The organism is Bradyrhizobium jicamae (genome assembly GCF_001440395.1).
In the GTDB taxonomy this organism is placed as follows: Bacteria; Pseudomonadota; Alphaproteobacteria; order Rhizobiales; family Xanthobacteraceae; genus Bradyrhizobium; species Bradyrhizobium jicamae.
Genome location: NZ_LLXZ01000105.1, coordinates 1 through 16,707 on the forward strand (window position 1 = coordinate 1; position 16,707 = coordinate 16,707).

A 16,707-nucleotide genomic window follows, 5' to 3' on the forward strand; every position below is an offset into this window, starting at 1 on the left:
CGGCATCGCCGGCGGCCTGGCCGGCACGCGTTCGGCGCGGCACCTCGCCGAGCGCCGCGGGGCGCTCAATATCGTGTTCGCCGTGGTCATTATTGCCGTGGCGCTCTATATGCTGGCGCGTAACATATCCGCATCTCCGCCGTAGACAGGAAATGCAGCCCTTCGCGAGACGAAAGATGAAGCGATCGAACAATCCGGCCGGGATCACCCTGCAGCCTACGCGGCGCGAAGCTCTCAGCTTGCTCGGCGGTGCCGCGCTGCTCGGCGCCACGTCGCGACCGGCCTTTGCGCAGCGGGTGGACGATGTGTTGAACGAAGCGCTGGTGCTGCGCGACCCCGAGGTACCCGCAACCGGCAATCCCGACGGCGACATCAACATCGTCGAATGGTTCGATTACAACTGCCCGTATTGCCGCAAGGTCGCGCCCGAGATCCAGCAGGTGGTGCAGGATGACGGCAAGGTCCGCCTGGTGCTGAAGGACTGGCCGATCCTCGGCGAGGTCTCGAAGTTCGGGGCGCGGATGGCGCTGGCCGCGAAGTATCAGGGCAAGTACATGGCCGCGCATGAGGCGATGATCGGCGTCAGCTCCAAGCTGACCGAACCGCGCATCCGCGAATTGCTGGCGGGCGCCGGCATCGACATGGACCGCCTCGCCCGCGACGCCACGGCCAATGCCAAGGCGATCGACACCGTTCTCTCCCGCAACCACGATCAGGCGATCGCGTTCGGGTTCAAGGGAACGCCGTCCTTCATCGTCGGCAAGTTCCGTGTCCCGGGCATCCTGACCATGGCGGAATTCGAGATGGTGATCGCCGACGCCCGCAAGGCGAAGAAGGCCAACTGACGGTCGTCACAGCAAAACACGCCGTCGTTAGGAACGACGGCGTGCTATCGTTAAGACGATCCTGCCGGCAAATTACTTCGACGAGATCTTCACCCAGCCCTCATGGGCGCGCGTCGTCAGCTTGTCCCAGTCGGCCTTCGCCACATCCCAGTTGACGATGGTGCGATTGGCCTGTGCGACCTGGCCGCTGGCCACGCTCGACGTCTGCAGGGAATCGTAGATGTAAACGCCGCCAACCAGCAGCAGCGCACCCAAAATCATTCCGACAAACGTCTGCATGGTAATTCCTCCGTTGCGACCGATAACGCCGAACATGGAGGATGGTTCCACTCACGCGCCGTTCAGCCATTGCAGCATTTCCGCGTTCATCTCGCGCGGATAGGTGTGGCTGAGGTCGTCGAGCTCGCGGTAGGTGACGTCGGCGCCCGCGGCCGACAGGGCCTGGCTGGTCTGCCGCGCCACCTGCACCGGAAACATCCAGTCGAGCCGGCCATGCACGATATGAACGGGCAGGCCGCGCAGCCGGTCGGCGTCAGCCATTTCCGCCATCAGCGGGTGGAACGTCGCCGACACCGGCGCGAGATGGGTGAAGGGCGAGGCGCTCTCGAAACCCGAGACGTAGCAGAAGGTGCCGCCGTCGCTCATCCCGGTCAGCAACATCCGCTGCGGATCGACATTCCAGCGCGCCCGCACCGATTCCAGGATGTGCATCAGGTTCGGCGTATCGGTATCGTCGCCCATCAGCGCCCAGGTATTGCCGGTCGCGGTCGGCGCCACCAGGATCGCGCCGCGGCTGCGGGCGTCGCGCAGCCAGCTCCACAAAAAGTTGCGGCCATTGCCGCTACCGCCATGCAGCGCCATCACCAGCGGCCAGGCGCGATCGGGCGCGTAGTATTCCGGCACGTAGAGCGAGAAGCCGCCGCGGCTGCCGGGCTCGTTATGATGGTGAAAGACGCCGGTGTTCTCATGGGCCGGTGCCGCCAGCCGCGCCGCAAGCTCTGCGTCCGCCCGCAGCGAGGGATCAATGAAGAACTCGTTTACCGGCGGCAATTTCACCGACAGCGGATAGAGCGCTTCCTGTGCGCGTGGGGCGTATCGAAGCGCACGAAACAGGCTGACGAAATCGCCATTGCCATTCTGGACGACGCGCAGGCCCGCGAACGCGGCCAGTGCGGCAAGGCTCGCTGCCTCGAGCGGGGCCTTGATGTCGGCGAACCCGTCGGGCCATTGCGCCAACCGCGGACGGACCGCGCGCAGATCGTCGTCCGGCTGGCCTGCCGCCGCCATCACCCGGTCGAAATCCGGCGGGTTCAGGTAGCGCGCGACGAAGGCGAGAGCTTCCATCGACTGCAGCAGCGGCGGCAGCACGGCCACGATGTCGTCCACCACGGCCTCACTCATCGGGCACTCTCTGCGTTCAACGGGGAACTCTAATCCAATGCAGCGTTGGTTCAGTGCGGCCGTTTCAGTGAAGCCTTTATCAGTGCAGCCTTGGTGCCTTCAACAGCTTGGCGCGGTCGGTCGAACTCAGCACCACGTCGAACGTGACGCCCTCGTGATAGACTGTAAGCGGCACGTCGACGCCGGCGGTGCCGAGCGACCAGAGCTTGCGATAGAAGCTGGTCTGGCTGGTGATCTTGTCGCCGTTCACCGCGAGGATGACGTCGCCGGTCTTGAGTTCGGCGAGCGCCGCGGGTCCCTTGCTGGCGATGCCGACCACCACGACGCGGTTGTCGATTTCGGTCGTGTACATGCCGAGCCACGGCCGCGCCGGCTTGTTGACGCGGCCGAACTTCCTGATGTCGTCGAGCACCGGCTTGAGAAGATCGATCGGCACGATCATGTTGACGTGCTCGGCCTTGCCCTCGCGCTCGCGTTCGAGCTGGAGCGATCCGATCCCGATCAGTTCGCCGCGGTTCGAGATCAGCCCGGTGCCGCCCCAGTTGGGATGAGCTGGATGGGTGAAGATCGCCTCATCCAGCAGGTATTCCCAGTAGCCGGCAAATTCCTGCTTTGCCGCGATCTGGCTGGCGACCGAGCGTGTGCGGCCGCCGGCGCCACCGACCACCACACGGTCGCCGACCTGGGCGGCAGCGGAAGAACCGAGCGGCAGCGGATCGAGATCGAGATCGCCAAGCGCCTGCACCAGGCCGAAGCCAGATTCGAAATCGAAGCCGAGCGCGTGGCCCTCCACGACGCGGCCGTCGCCGCGATGCAACCAGACCGCCTCGGCCTCGGTGATGAGATAGCCGATCGTCAGCACCAGTCCGCGATCGATCAGCACGCCATTGCCGGCGCGTTCGGTGCCGAGCGTCTCTGCGCTGAAAGCATCGGAGGGAATGATCGAATGCAGCCCGACCACCGACGACAGGGTTCTGTCGAGGTCGAAACCATAGTCGCCCGCACGCGGCTGGTTTGCGGGCGGCACTCTCCATTCGGTCAGGGAAGGCATGGATGGGTCTCCTGGCGAACTGGCGCGCTTTTCCGCGAGGCGCGGAAGCGCGGGAAATTCATCACAATCTATGCTGCAAACGGCCGTCTTGAAAGTGTCCCCCAAAATGGCCCGCTACGCGACTCATAACGGGCCAATTCAGAATTGTTCCAGCGGTAATCGAGGATCAGTCCGCTTTTGCCCGTTCGCGCGCGGGCGTGATCCGGAAACTGCGATTTTCCCTCAGCCATTCCGCACGTTCGTCACGCAACAGCGTGCGGCGAACCTTGCCGGAATCGTCGCGCAGGCCGACCTGGAGGGCCTCGAAACTTTCGGGATGTTTGTAGCGGCTGAGCCGGTCGGCGAGAAAATCGGCCATGCCGTCGGCGACGGCCTGCGCATCCGTGCTGCGGTCGAGCTCGAGGATGGCATGGACGCGCTGTCCGAATTCCGGATCGGGCAGGCCGACGACGACGCAGGAGCGCACGTCGGGATGCGCCGATACCGCAGCCTCGACCTCGGCCGGATAGATGTTGGCGCCGCCGCGCAGGATCATGTCGGCGAGCCGGTCGCCGAGATAGAGATAACCCTCCGCATCGAGGCGGCCGATATCGCCGAGCGACTCCCAGCCATCGGCGCGGCGCTTAGGCTCGGCGCCGAGATAGTGATAGGTCGAGCCGGCACCGTCATCGGGCAGGAAATAGATCTCGCCGGTCTCGCCCGGCGCGACATCGTTGCCGTCTTCGCCGATGATGCGCAGGCGGCAGGTCTCGCCGATCTTGCCGACGGAGCCCTTGTGCGCCAGCCATTCGGTGCCGGAAATGATCGTGGCGCCCTGCCGCTCGGTGCCGCCATAAAGCTCGTAGATGCGCTCCGGCCCGAGCCACTCGATCCATTTCTCCTTCAGCCACGGCGGCATCGGCGCCGCCATGTGAAACACGATCTGCAGACTGGAAAGGTCGTAGGCGTTGCGCACCGCGTCGGGCAGCGACCAGATCCGGTGCATCATGGTCGGCACGAAATTGACCCATTGCACGCGGTTTTTCTCGATCAGCCGCAACGTATCCTCGGCGTCGAACTTGACGAGACCGGTGACGCGGCCGCCGTTGAACAACGCGGTGTGCGAGACGATGAACGGCGCGTTGTGGTAGAGCGGCCCCGGGTTGAGCAGCGAGGCATTCTGGGGAATGCCGAGCGGGGAGGGGAAGGTGGTCTCGACGACCGCCGGCATGTGATCGAGGATCACCTTGGGTCGTCCGGTCGAGCCGCCGCTGGTCATCGCCTTCCAATAGCGCGCCACCGGGTTGGTCACAGGCGCGTCCGAAAAACCTTCGGGCACGAAATCCGCCGGCAGCGAATTCGGCGCGTTCCAGTCCGGCTGGCCGCCGACCACCAGTGACGGCTTCAGTATGTCGAGCACGGCCGCAGCCTCGCCGCGCGGCAGCCGCCAGGTCAGCGACGTCGGCGTCGCCCCGCACTTCCACACCGCAAAAGTGGTTTCGAAAAACACATTGCTATTGGGCAGGCCGATCGCGACGAAATCGCCGGGTTTGACGCCCTTGGCGGCAAAGGAACGGGCGCGGCGGTTGGCGTTGCGCTCGAGTTGTTCCCAGGTGATGGCGTCGGCGCCGTGACTGACTGCGATGGTGTCGCTCGGCTTACGTTCGGCATACCAGCGCGGCACGTCGGCGATGGGGATGAGCATGGGGCGTTTCCGTTGGGGCGTTGATGCCGCTCTTGTGATTCTGATGAGGCGGGTGCCTCAAAAGCATCGTGACAGAATTGGATGGCTGAGTGAAGGGAGACCAGAGTGGCCTTGGAGCGCTTCTCAAGGACGGAACGCATTTGCGCGGACATTGTTGCCGGCTTGAACCAGAGGACCATCAACCGATGGCCGTAGACCTCGCAACTGTCTTGTCTTTCGTGGTCGCCGCGCCGAGTCTGGGGCCACCATTGAATGACCTGAAGCCGATTTCGCCGCGATGACAGAGCCCGACCGGGAAACCTATCCGCCGCTGAATACACTGAAGCCGGTGATCGACGATGTGTGGATCGTTGATGGTCCACTGATTGAATTCGGCCCGGCGCCTTTCAGGATGCCATTTCCGACGCGCATGACCATCCTCCGCATCGGTCGTGAATTGTTGATTCATTCGCCGACGCCGCTGACGGATGGGCTGAAATCGGAGATCACAGCGATCGGCGAGCCGGCCTGGATCATCGGTCCCAACCGCATCCACTACTGGTGGATTCCGGAGTGGTGCGAGGCGTATCCGGATGCCGTGGCTTATCTCGCGCCGCGCATCATGGATCAGGCCGGCGGTCGCCTCGATCGAGTCTCACATCGCTGCCGGCTGCTTGACGATCGATCCGGCTATCCCTGGGGTGGAGCCATCGACACGCTGCCGGTGCATGGCAGCTACATGAGCGAGGTCGTATTCTTCCACCGCCCGAGCCGAACGCTCGTGCTCACGGACATGATCGAGAATTTCGAGCCGCAAAAGCTCGGTCTGCTCGCCCGCGTGTTGACCTGGCTTGGCGGTGCCCAGCACCCCGATGGAAAAATGCCGCGCGACTTGCGTCTGACTTATCGCGCGCGGATGGACGAGCTTCGTGCGGCCGTCGACGTGATGATCGGCTGGGATCCGGCGCGGATCATCCTTGCCCATGGCAGATGGTACGAGCGGGATGGTGCGGATGAACTGCGGCGGGCGTTTCGCTGGCTGGCAAAATCGTGAGCTGTCCCGAGATCTGAAAGACTGTCATCGGAACCGGAAACCAGGCGTGACGTAAAAGACGCGGCACAAACTGTACAGGACATTCGCGCCAAAATTGCTAGTCTGATCTCTCGCTTGGAATTCGGGAGGGAGCAATGAAGCAATTGATAACTCCGACTTTCGCAGGCGCACTGTGCTGCTCGCCGCAACAGCAACGCTGTTCTCCATCAGAAGCTTTCCAGCGTTCGCGCAAGTCGATCAGAAACTAACGCCGGATGAGGCTCGCACCCTCGCGCGCGACGCCTGGGTGTTCGGCATGCCGCTCGTCTACATCGAGAAGCAGATCGATGCGCTGACGCATACAACGAAGCCTGAGGGACATCTCGCGCCCATCAACCAGTTCGCACACTACCGGGAATTTCCGGATTCGTCGAACCGGACCGTCGTGGGCTTCAACGTCGACACGCTGTATTCGCTCGCGCAACTTGACCTTTCGAATGGCCCGATCGTGCTATCCGTCCCAGACATGGGCAATCGCTATTGGCTCATGCAATTGGTCGACGCATGGAACAACGTTCCCCATGCACCGGGGTCGCGGACGGTCGGCGGCAAAGGCGGCAATTTCGCAATCGTCGGGCCGAAATGGCGTGGGACACTGCCCGCGGGCCTCACCGAACTGCGCATGCCAACGGCCCTCATCATGGTTGGTGGCCGTACCTACACGGGCGGCAAGGACGATTACGCGGCTGTGCACGCACTTCAGGACAAATACAACCTGACGCCGCTATCGGGATGGGGCAAGGACTACGCTCCACCGGCCGACGTGCCGCTCAAGCCGGGCGTGGATGCCAAGACGCCGGTCACCACGCAGGTTCTGGCAATGCCGCCTGAGGCGTTCTTCAGCCGCTTGAACGCGCTCATGGTCGATAACCCGCCAGACCCTGCCGACCCGCAGACAATGGTGCGCCTGGGGCGACTCGGTGTCGCGCCCGGCGCAACATTTAGTATGGCGGCCTTTAGCCCCGAGGTTCGCAAGGCGATTGAGGATGGCGTCGTGCAGGGGCAGAAGCTGATGCGCGAGACGGTCCGCGGCAAAAATGTGAACGGCTGGGAAATTACGCTCGATATGGGCCGCTACGGCACCAACTATCCCTATCGTGCGTCGTGGACCTTTTTCGGTGTTGGCGGCAATTTGCCTGAGGATGCCATTTATCCGGTTGCCAAAACCGACGGCGATGGGAAGCTGCTCGATGGCGCGAACAGATACGAGTTACGCTTTCCGAAAGGCGAAATGCCACCCGCAGGCGCGTTTTGGTCACTGACCGCCTACGATGCGGACAGTTATCTCGTTCCCAACTCCATCAACCGCTACGCGCTTGGCGACCGCAGCGGTATGAAGTTCGGCGACGATGGATCGCTGACGATCTACATCCAAGCAGAACCACCTGCCGCGGATCGACAAGCCAACTGGTTGCCTGCGCCCAAGCAAGGCGGAATGCTGCTCGCGCTGCGTATCTATGCGCCGAGGAAAGAAGTCGCGGACGGCACATGGGCGCCGCCCCCGTCAAGCGGGTCTAGTATGACAGTTCAGGACGCCAGTGGACGGCGGAAAACGTGACAGTCTTTTGTGTCTTTTGACAGTCTTTTACGTCCCGCCACATCCGCTTCATGAGCCGATCTGGCCTTACGGATCGAGCTCGGTGTCCCAATAAAGATAATCCAGCCAGCTATCGTGCAGATAGTTCGGCGGAAACAGCCGGCCGTTGCGGTGGAGCTGATGCACCGTCGGCGCGAACGGCGCCTGCCGCGGAAACATCTTGGCCTGCTGCGGCGTCAGATTTCCTTTGCGCAGATTGCACGGCGAGCAGGCTGCGACGACATTTTCCCAAGTGGTCTGGCCGCCTTTGCTGCGCGGGATGATGTGATCGAAGGTCAGGTCGTCATGTGCGTGACAATACTGGCAGATGAAGCGGTCGCGCAGGAAGACGTTGAAACGGGTGAAGGCGGGATGCGTGGTCGGCTTGACGAAGGACTTGAGCGATACCACGCTCGGGAGCTGCATCTCGAAGGTCGGGCTGTGCACCGCGCGGTCGTAATGCTCGACGATATTGACGCGTTCGAGGAACACCGCCTTGATCGCGTCCTGCCACGACCAGAGAGACAGTGGATAGTAGCTCAGCGGCCGGAAGTCCGCGTTCAGCACCAGTACCGGCCAACCGCCCTGCGAGACATGTGCGTTCAAGTAACGCTCCTGACCCCCATGTTAGCTGCGAAGCAGCATGTTGCCCTGCATACTACAGGCAGCGTGACGGGATTGTGAAGAGCGTTCCGGGGCTTATCCGACGCTGTTACTGTTCCGCCCCGATTTGCATCGGGGCCGTGAAGACCGCTAAATCGCGACCTACGGGCATTGTCAGCGCCGGCGGACCCCTGGAATGGTCACCCCTTCACGTTATCTTGAGGCGCCGCGCCGGTTGCGGGCGTTTGTTCGCGCCCACGAAACGAGCCTGGTGGTCCTGGCAGCGATGATCGGAACCATTGGCGGCCTGGTGGTGCTGGCGATGAGCGTGGCGGTGGCTGCCCTGCACGCGCTGCTGTTCAACATCAGCATCACGGAGCGGCTTTCCAGCCAGCCTGATATCGAGACGCTGCGCGCCGTACTGGTTCCAAGTCTCGGCGGCCTGGTGCTGGGCGCAGCCCTCTTGCTGTTGCTGCGCTGGCGGCCTGCGCGCGAGATCGATCCCATCGAAGCCAACGCCCTGCATGGCGGGCGGATGTCGTTTCGCGGCAGCGTCATCGTGGCCCTGCAGACCACCTGGTCCAGCGGGGTCGGGGCATCGGTCGGCCTTGAGGCAGGATATACACAGCTTGCGAGCGGCCTCGCCGCTTCGCTCGGCCGCGGGTTTCACCTGCGCCGTGCCGACCAGCGCATCATGGTCGGTTGCGGGGCGGCGGCTGCGATCTCCGGTGCGTTCGGTGCCCCGCTCGCCGGTGCCTTCTATGCGTTCGAGCTCGTGATCGGAGGCTATACGCCGGCGAGCCTCGCGCCGGTCGGCGTCGCCGCCGTGGCGGGTTACTTCGTCACCCATGGATTTGAGGCGCTGTCGCTCGGCATCAACATAGGCCCGGTCGGGGACGTCGTCGGGCGCGATCTTGCGATTGCCGCGCTGCTCGGGGGACTGGCGGCGTTGTTTGGCATCCTCATCATGCGCGGCGTGGCGTTGTGCGAAACGGGGCTTGCGAAGATCCGCCTCTGGCCGCCGCTCCGCCCGGCGCTCGGCGGCCTCGCGGTCGGTCTGCTTGCGCTAGTGACGCCGCAGGTGATGTCTTCGGGTCACGGCGCGCTGCATTTTTCGGGCCTCGTATCGATGCCATTGCAGATCATCGCCGGCGTCTTCGTCCTGAAAGCGCTGGCCTCGATCGTCTCGCTCGGCGCCGGCTTCCGCGGCGGACTATTCTTCGCCACGCTGTTCATGGGCGCGCTCGGCGGCCGCCTGTTCACCGGCGGCGTCGATCTGGCCTGGCCGGGTCTCGGCCTCGATCCGAATGTCTATGCGGTGATTGGCATGAGCGCGCTATCGGCGTCGGTGATTGGCGGTCCCTTGACGATGTCGTTCATCGCGCTGGAATCGACCGGCAATCTCTGGCTGACCACAGCGGTGCTGGTCGCAGTCATCATCTCGACCACGATCACGCGGGAACTGTTCGGCTACTCCTTCGCCACCTGGCGATTCCACCTGCGCGGCGAAACCATCCGCAGCGCCGCCGATGTCGGCTGGATCCGCGATCTCACGGTCCAACGCCTGATGCGGCCGGATGTCGCCACGGTCGACGCCGATATCGGGATCGGGGACTTCAGGGCGAAATTTCCGCTGGGGTCGAAGACGCAGGTCGTCGCGGTCGATGCTGCGGGGCGCTATGTCGGGCTGGCGGTGGTGGCCGAAGCGCACGCACCTGACATCGATGCCGCCCACGGCCTCCTTGGCATCCTGCATCATCGGGACGTCGTGCTGCACCCGGTCATGAACATTCAGGAAGCCATTGCGGTCTTCGACGCCGCCGAAGCGGAATCGCTGGCGGTCGTCGAGACCGACGGTGAACACCGGCCTGTCGGGCTTCTCACCGAGGCCCATGCGATGCGGCGCTACGCGGAAGAATCCGAGAAACGCAGGCGCGAGGCGATCGGCGAGGTCTGATGGCGCTCAAGCAACGCGCCATGCGGGTGTCTACGGTTTGGCAGCGCTGGTAACGAGCTTCAGGCCCAGGCCGAACATGACCGCGCCGGCCGCGCGATCGACCCAGGACTTGTACGACAGATAGGCCCGTTGCGGCCCTGCCGACGAGAAGAGAATGGCGACGAGCGCATACCAGGCGGACTCCACGACAAACACGGCGGCGAGTAGCGCCGCCGCGAACGCCACGGAAAAGGACGAGGGGAGGAACGCCGCGAACACGCTCGCATAGACGATGGACGTCTTCGGGTTGCTGACTTGCGTGGTGAAGCCCAGCCAGAACGCGCGCAGCGGCCGGGAGCCGTCCTCACCGCCGCCCGCGACCATCGCAAGCGGCTGCCGCGCCGATCTGAAGATCAGAAAGCCGAGATAGCAAAGATACAGACCGCCCAGCACTTTGAGCACGGCATAGAGCGCCGGCACCGCCAGCAGGACGCTCTGCAGCCCGAGCAGCGCCGCCGCGCCGAACAGGGCGCCGCCTGCGCCCATGCCCAGTGCCGTGGCAAGCGCCCGGATTCGGCTTGAGGCGACCGCCACGCGCGCCACCATCACGAAACTGGGCCCGGGGCTGACCACGCCGACGCTGAGCGCGGCGACGATGCTGGCGAGCACGGCAAGCTCCTGCATTGGCAATTCTCCGGATTTGCTATGTGATGCTACTACTCGGTGTGCGGCGGAGCTTCAACCGCCCAGGTCGGATCGGCCCCGAACGGGTGATCCATGAAGAACACCCACGTGCCGTCGGGCATCCGGCGATGGACTTCCATGCCGTGGTGATGCACCTCGGTCGGCTTGCCCTGTTTATCGGTACCCTTGATCAGCCATTGCGACCGCGTCATGGCGAAATCGCCGGAGACTGTTGTGTGATGGGTCACGACATCCATATGCGGCTTCAAGCCGACATAGGCCGCCATGGTCTTGCGGATGCCGTCTGCGCCGCGCGCGACGGTGCTGCCGCCATGGACCTCGTCGACCTGAACGATCGAAGCGTCGGGATGGTACATCGCCGCGGCGGCGTCGGCGTCCTGCGCGTTGAACGCACGCGCCAGCCAGAGATTGCAAAGTTCCGGGGATGGAGCGCCCATGTCTCGGATTCCTGTTGAGGGTTGAATGATCGCTGTGATGAGGCCGTGGCTTCACGCTTCGCTGTGACGCCGGAACGCTGTCATTTCTGGTCCTCATCTCGCTTCTGTTGCTCCAGATAACGTCTGGCAGAACGGAAAGCACATTGGAAATCCGCCAGCGTCACTTGCGAAACTGCAAGCCCTTCATAGCTGTGCAACATGGAGGACTGGAACGAGCCCCAACTCGTGTTGGCGGTGCATCGCGCAAGCAGCCTTACCGGCGCCGCCAAAGCGCTTGATATCGATCACTCGACCGCGTTCCGGCGCCTGAATGCCCTCGAAGCGCGGCTCGGTGTCCGCCTGTTCGAGCGCCAGCCCGGCGGCGCGTACCAGGCGACGCCGGCCGGTGAGCGAATGGCGGCGGCGGCCGAGCGGATGGAAGACGAGGCGCTCGCCATCGGCCGCGACATTGCCGGCCGCGATCACCGGCTCTCCGGCCGCTTGCGCGTCACCTCCTCGGAGACGCTGGCCTATCGAAAACTAACGGGCCATCTCGCAACGTTCCGGCAAACCCATCCCGGCATCGTCGTCGAACTCGTGATCGACAACCGCGTCCTCAATCTCTCGCGCCGCGAGGCTGACATCGCACTTCGCCCGATGCGGCCGAAGGAGGGCGACCTCTGGGGCCGCAAGCTTGCCGATGTCGCATGGACCGTCTACGGCGCGACCAGCTATCTCGATGAAAGGGGCGGGGGCGTGTCATCCCCCGAAGATCTCGCCCGCCACGCCCTGATCGGCTGGGAAGAAACCACTGTTGGCATCATGGCGGCCGATTGGATCAATCGGATGGTGCCGGGTGACGCATTCGTCTATCGGACCAACAGTCTCGTCAATCAGTTCATCGCCGCCAAGGCCGGCATCGGTCTGGCGCTGCTTCCGTGCTATCTCGGCGATGAGGATGGCGATCTCGCCCGCGCGCTGCCGGAGCCGGTGGCGGATCTGGTCGGCGAATTGTGGATCGTTACCCATGCCGATCTGAAGAAGACGGCGCGTGTGCGTGCCTTCTTCGATCTTGTCGGAGAGAGCCTTGCCCGCGAGCACGGCCTGTTTGACGGGCGAGGCCGTTCCCGCCCTTCGCTGGCCTAGATCTTTTCCAGCTTCTGCAGGCAGCGGGTCGCGCCAACTTCCGACGGCATCGGCGTCTCCGGAAAGCTCGTCTTCCAGTCGGTGACGCCGACTTCGCCGATATAGATATCGCCCTTTGAATCCAGCGCGATGCCGTGGGGCGCAAGGAATTTGCCGGCCTCCAGCCCCGGACCGTTTTCGCCGCCGAGCCGGGCGATGCGCTTGCCGCGTGAATCGACGATCGAAAGCCGCGGGCCGAGATTGGGCACCTTGCGGTTCACAGCCATGCCGGGACCGAGTTCGCCGACGATGAAATTCGGCTGCTTGCCGCCGCAACAGCACAGCGCGCACGGCCGGTGCAGAAAATTCCACTGCGTCTCGTACTTGCCGTTGCCGTCGAATACCTGCACGCGGTGATTCTCGCGGTCGGCGACATAGACCCAGCCGTCGGCGTCGGTGACGATATTATGGACGATGTTGAACTGGCCGGGATCGGTGCCGGGCTCGCCCCAGCTCTTCAGGAGCTTGCCGTCAGGCGAATATTTGTGGACGCGGGCATTGCCGTAACCATCCGACACGTAGATCTCGCCCTTCGGCGACAGCGCGGTGTGGGTGCAGCGGTGAAACGGCTCTCCGCTCATGAACGGCGCCGGCTTGTCAGGGATGCCGATGGTCAGCAGCACCTTGCCGTCAACGGTACACTTGCGCACGGTGTGATCGCCGTCATCGGTGCAATAGAGATTGTCGTCGGCATCGATGTGCAGGCCGTGGGCGCGGTTGAACAGGCCTTCGCCCCAGCTTGTGATGAAGTTACCCTCGCGGTCCAGCACCACCATCGGATGGTCGCCGCGGTTGAAGACGTAGATGCGGTCCTTGCTGTCGACGGCTACGGAGGCGACGTCGGTCAGGCGCCAGCCGTCGGGCAGCTTCGCCCAGTTTTCCACCACGCGGTAACGGTGCTCGCCCGAGCCGAGAATTGCCGGCATGCGTTTCTCCCCATCTGATGTTTGTTGGCCGGGAGTGTTGCAGAGACCTGTCCGAAGCACGAGAGGGATTTGCGCATGGCACATCTCCAGGACAAAGCGTTTTCGAGCGAAAAGGCGCCGGCCGCAACCGCGATGAAGCAAACTGCCGCCAGCGCCGCGAGGCGTAACGTCAGCCGCAGTTTCAGGTCGATGGCGGGCGGTGGGCTTGCCACGGAGTTAGAGGCTGCTTGTTGCAAGCTTCCTCCCCCCGCTTCCTTCCGATGGCTTCGAACATTGCGGCAAATTTAGTTGGGAAGAAAGCGAGGCAGGATAAGATCGGGCATTTCATCCGGCTGATCCAGGGCAGCCGCCGTTTCGGCAGGGCTATGGATCGGGCGCGGCGAGTAAGGCAGCAGTTCCGAGGTGATCCATGCGCACCATCGCCCTTGTCCTCGCTCCGGCCATCGTGCTTGCAGCGCTCGCGGCGGCGGGGGCCGCCGAGACGGCCGCGCCGCCTCCGGTCAAGATTGCGGTGTTTCCGTTTGAACTGGAGGATTTCAGCGCCGGGGCCGCCTACGTTCCGCCTGACGAGATCGACCGCGAGCAATTGCGGCTTTCGACGGAGGAAGCGCGTCGGCTGATCGCGGCATCGGGGCGCTACCAACTGGTCGACGTCAGCGCTGTGAACGACGAGGCGGCGAAAGCAGGCAAGTTGCGGGAGTGCGACGGCTGTGACGCCAAGATCGCCGCGGGCCTTGGCGCCGATCAGTCGATGATCGGAATCGTCACCCGCATCACCCGGACGGAATACGCCGTGACCTACAGGATTCGCAATGCCCGGTCTGGGGCGCTCGTGGATGTCAAGCAGACCGATCTGCGCATGGGCGCCAACGTGGCCTGGAGCCGCGGGGCGCGCTGGCTGATCGAGCGCCGCCTGCTGGAGCAGTGAATGAGTAGCGCAGCCGAAAGGAATCATTTGCAATGGAAAAGCTGATGAAATTGCGGATCATTAGCCTCGCTTTGGCTGCCGCTATTGTCTCCGCCTGTCCTGTCCGGCACGGCCACGCACAGTCTGGCCTTCCCGTGCTCGCCGTCGCCGAAATCTACTATGTCGACACCTCGGGTGAGGTGATCGATCAGAGCGCCGACCATCGCCGGCGGCTGCGTGAATTCGAAGCCGCGTTGCGCAGCGATCTGGCAGCGAGCGGAAAGATAGCGAATGCAGCGCTTGAATGTCCGCCAAACGCCTGCTCGGTGGGCGAGATCAATGACGGTCAGCTGTTGCGCAAGGCGAAGGAGGCCGGCGCTACCCATCTATTGATTGGCCGCTTTCACAAGATGAGCACGCTGGTACAGCAGGCGAAATTCGACGTCATCGACGTGAATGCGCGGAGAATCGTGTTCGCTCGCTATATCAGCTTCCGCGGCGATAACGATGCGGCCTGGCAGCGAGCGGAATCCTTCCTTGCTCGGCAAATTCTCGATCACGGCGAATGGTGAGCGCCACCGCTGGCGTCAGCGCGGCAGCAGCCCTTCCTCGATTGCCTTGATCTGCAGCGCCAAGTGCTTTGAGCCGATGCGACACTGTGCGAGGCCGCCGGCGATCAGCCAGAGGCCCGGCTGGCCGGTGCGGGTGTACATGTTGCGCAGTTCCTGTTCCTCGCCAAAGCCCCAGATCGTGCCGACGCGTGCGGCCACCGTCTCGCCGAACAGCTTTCGCACCAGCTCTTCCTGGCGCTTGTAACCGGTGGCGAGCACGACGAGATCGGCGGCGATGGTCTCGCCGTCCTTCATCTTTGCGCCGGCAGCCGTGAACGTGTCGAGATCGGCGAACTGCTTCAGCGCGATGTCGCCCTTCACGATCAGATCGGAGCAGCCGACGTTGAAATAATAGCCGCCGCCGCGGGTGAGGTACTTGAACTGCCAGCCGGTATTGTCTTCGCCGAAGTCGAGCTTGAAGCCGACGCGCTCAAGGCCGTCGAGCAATTCCTGATCGAGCGCCTTCGATTTCTCCGCCGTGATCGCATGGCTCCTGCGCGCCAGCTTCAGCGGCATCGAGGTCGCGATCAGGTCGTTATCCTCCAGTGTGCCCTCATTGTAGGGCGCGTAGACCAGTTGCGCCGAGGGTTCGATGCTGACGACCAGCGTGGAGGAGCGCTGGAACAGCGTGACGCGGGCGCCGCTGGAATGCAGATCCTGCGCGATATCATGGCCGCTGTTGCCGGTCCCGATCACGATGGCGCGCTTGCCCTTCCAGTTCTCGCCGTCGTCATACTGGCTGGAATGCATCACCTTGCCGGCGAAATCCTTGAGGCCGGGAATCTCCGGCACGCTCGGAATGCCGCTGACGCCGGTGGCCAGCACCACGTGGCGCGGATGCATGATGCGCTTGCCGCCGTCAGCCTGGCGCAGCGTCACCGTCCAGCGGCCTTGCTTCTCGTCGTAGCTGCCGCCCTCGAACTCGGTCCCGGTCCAGAAGTTCAGCTCCATCGCTTCGACATAGGCTTCGAACCAGTTGGCGAGCTTGTCCTTCGGGATGTAGGTCGGCCAGTTCGGCGGGAAATGCAGATAGGGCAGGTGATTGACCTGCACCTGGTTGTGCAGCGTCAGCGCGTGATAGCGCTTGCGCCAATTGTCGCCGATGCGCTTCTCGCGATCGACGATCAGCGTATCGACGTTCAACTGCTTCAGCCGTGCGGCGATGGATAGCCCGGATTGCCCGCCGCCGATGACGAGCACGGTGGGATCGCGATCGGCATAGCCGGCGGAGGCCTTGCGCAAGTCGAGCCAGTTCGGCCCACGAAAATCGCGCGAATAGGCATTGCCGCGCGGGCGATTGACGCCGAGCTGTTCTTCAAACCCCTTGAGCTCGCCGAGTTCGGTCAGCAGCGTCCAGGCTTTCAACCGGTTGCCGTCGTCCGCATCCGGGATCAGGCGGATGATGCCGCTGCCGCGCCCGACCTTGGTTTCGAACTTGAAGATTGCCTCGATGGCGTTGGTGCCGGCGCGCATCACCTTGCGCGGCGCAGCGCGATCGGGAGCGATGGCGAAACCGCTGGGAGCCATGCGGCAGGCCAGCGGTGGCAGCGCTTTCAGGATGGCCTCTCGGCCGTTCAGTGTCTGGATATTCCAGCTCAGTGCCAGTACGTCGCGCCAATAGCTGTCGGGATGGAATAGCTGATACAGCAGCGCGTCATCGGCCTTTGCCAGCGCTTCCTCGAACTGCGCAAGCCAGGTGTCGGCGGCTACCGAACTGTCGTCCGTCCTGTCGAGCATGGGCGCTTCCCATCACCGGCCGTCTTCGCGGCGTTTCGTGTCGGCAAAGCCT

At 63.6% G+C, this 16,707-nt stretch carries 16 protein-coding genes; 7 read left to right on the forward strand and 9 right to left on the reverse strand.

Annotated elements, in window-relative coordinates; genetic code table 11:
• Positions 1-176 precede the first annotated feature (176 nt).
• Positions 177-845, forward strand: a complete 669-nt coding sequence (locus CQ12_RS17250) for a DsbA family protein (protein ID WP_057836504.1) — start codon at positions 177-179, stop codon at positions 843-845.
• Between the two features lie 72 nt (positions 846-917).
• On the opposite strand, the gene CQ12_RS17255 is transcribed toward CQ12_RS17250, so the two are convergent.
• From CQ12_RS17255 to CQ12_RS17270, 4 genes are all read right to left on the reverse strand, one after another.
• Entirely contained in the window at positions 918-1,124 is a 207-nt protein-coding gene (locus tag CQ12_RS17255; protein ID WP_057836560.1) for a hypothetical protein, read from the reverse strand.
• A gap of 51 nt (positions 1,125-1,175) precedes the next feature.
• Positions 1,176-2,246, reverse strand: coding sequence for a carboxylesterase family protein (locus CQ12_RS17260; RefSeq protein WP_057836505.1), 1,071 nt, complete (start codon positions 2,244-2,246; stop codon positions 1,176-1,178).
• A gap of 79 nt (positions 2,247-2,325) precedes the next feature.
• The gene (locus CQ12_RS17265; protein ID WP_057836506.1) at positions 2,326-3,297 is read right to left on the reverse strand and encodes a S1C family serine protease; all 972 of its coding nucleotides are present in this window, start codon (positions 3,295-3,297) and stop codon (positions 2,326-2,328) included.
• Between the two features lie 166 nt (positions 3,298-3,463).
• Positions 3,464-4,981 carry an AMP-binding protein gene (locus CQ12_RS17270; protein WP_057836507.1) on the reverse strand — a complete coding sequence of 506 codons (1,518 nt, stop codon included), beginning with the start codon at positions 4,979-4,981 and terminating at the stop codon, positions 3,464-3,466.
• 277 nt (positions 4,982-5,258) lie between these two features.
• On the opposite strand from CQ12_RS17270, the gene CQ12_RS17275 reads away from it, so the two are divergent.
• Positions 5,259-6,014 (forward strand): DUF4336 domain-containing protein, encoded by a 756-nt coding sequence (locus CQ12_RS17275; RefSeq protein WP_057836508.1) that lies wholly within the window; start codon positions 5,259-5,261, stop codon positions 6,012-6,014.
• A 172-nt stretch (positions 6,015-6,186) separates the two neighbouring features.
• The gene (locus tag CQ12_RS17280) at positions 6,187-7,611 is read left to right on the forward strand and encodes a DUF1254 domain-containing protein (protein ID WP_057836509.1); all 1,425 of its coding nucleotides are present in this window, start codon (positions 6,187-6,189) and stop codon (positions 7,609-7,611) included.
• Between the two features lie 66 nt (positions 7,612-7,677).
• Here CQ12_RS17280 and CQ12_RS17285 read toward each other — a convergent pair whose 3' ends face one another.
• Positions 7,678-8,235 (reverse strand): HNH endonuclease, encoded by a 558-nt coding sequence (locus tag CQ12_RS17285; protein WP_057836510.1) that lies wholly within the window; start codon positions 8,233-8,235, stop codon positions 7,678-7,680.
• 193 nt (positions 8,236-8,428) lie between these two features.
• On the opposite strand from CQ12_RS17285, the gene CQ12_RS17290 reads away from it, so the two are divergent.
• Positions 8,429-10,189: a chloride channel protein gene (locus tag CQ12_RS17290; RefSeq protein WP_057836511.1), complete on the forward strand. Its 1,761-nt coding sequence runs from the start codon at positions 8,429-8,431 to the stop codon at positions 10,187-10,189.
• Between the two features lie 30 nt (positions 10,190-10,219).
• Here the strand turns inward: CQ12_RS17290 and CQ12_RS17295 are convergent, their stop codons facing one another.
• The gene (locus CQ12_RS17295) at positions 10,220-10,852 is read right to left on the reverse strand and encodes a LysE family translocator (protein ID WP_057836512.1); all 633 of its coding nucleotides are present in this window, start codon (positions 10,850-10,852) and stop codon (positions 10,220-10,222) included.
• A gap of 32 nt (positions 10,853-10,884) precedes the next feature.
• Positions 10,885-11,310: a YybH family protein gene (locus tag CQ12_RS17300; RefSeq protein ID WP_057836513.1), complete on the reverse strand. Its 426-nt coding sequence runs from the start codon at positions 11,308-11,310 to the stop codon at positions 10,885-10,887.
• Positions 11,311-11,508: 198 nt separating this feature from the next.
• Between CQ12_RS17300 and CQ12_RS17305 the strand changes: the two genes are divergently transcribed.
• Entirely contained in the window at positions 11,509-12,435 is a 927-nt protein-coding gene (locus CQ12_RS17305; protein ID WP_057836514.1) for a LysR family transcriptional regulator, read from the forward strand.
• Here CQ12_RS17305 and CQ12_RS17310 read toward each other — a convergent pair.
• A complete protein-coding gene (locus tag CQ12_RS17310; protein ID WP_057836515.1) occupies positions 12,432-13,400 on the reverse strand; it encodes a peptidyl-alpha-hydroxyglycine alpha-amidating lyase family protein in 969 nt (322 codons plus the stop codon). The genes CQ12_RS17305 and CQ12_RS17310 overlap by 4 nt on opposite strands.
• Before the next feature lie 409 nt (positions 13,401-13,809).
• Between CQ12_RS17310 and CQ12_RS17315 the strand changes: the two genes are divergently transcribed.
• Positions 13,810-14,328: a DUF3280 domain-containing protein gene (locus tag CQ12_RS17315; RefSeq protein ID WP_057836516.1), complete on the forward strand. Its 519-nt coding sequence runs from the start codon at positions 13,810-13,812 to the stop codon at positions 14,326-14,328.
• Positions 14,329-14,360: 32 nt separating this feature from the next.
• Positions 14,361-14,879 carry a DUF2380 domain-containing protein gene (locus CQ12_RS17320; RefSeq protein ID WP_057836517.1) on the forward strand — a complete coding sequence of 173 codons (519 nt, stop codon included), beginning with the start codon at positions 14,361-14,363 and terminating at the stop codon, positions 14,877-14,879.
• A gap of 15 nt (positions 14,880-14,894) precedes the next feature.
• On the opposite strand, the gene CQ12_RS17325 is transcribed toward CQ12_RS17320, so the two are convergent.
• Complete coding sequence (locus CQ12_RS17325; RefSeq protein ID WP_057836518.1) at positions 14,895-16,655, reverse strand: flavin-containing monooxygenase; 1,761 nt, start codon at positions 16,653-16,655, stop codon at positions 14,895-14,897.
• Positions 16,656-16,707 lie beyond the last annotated feature (52 nt).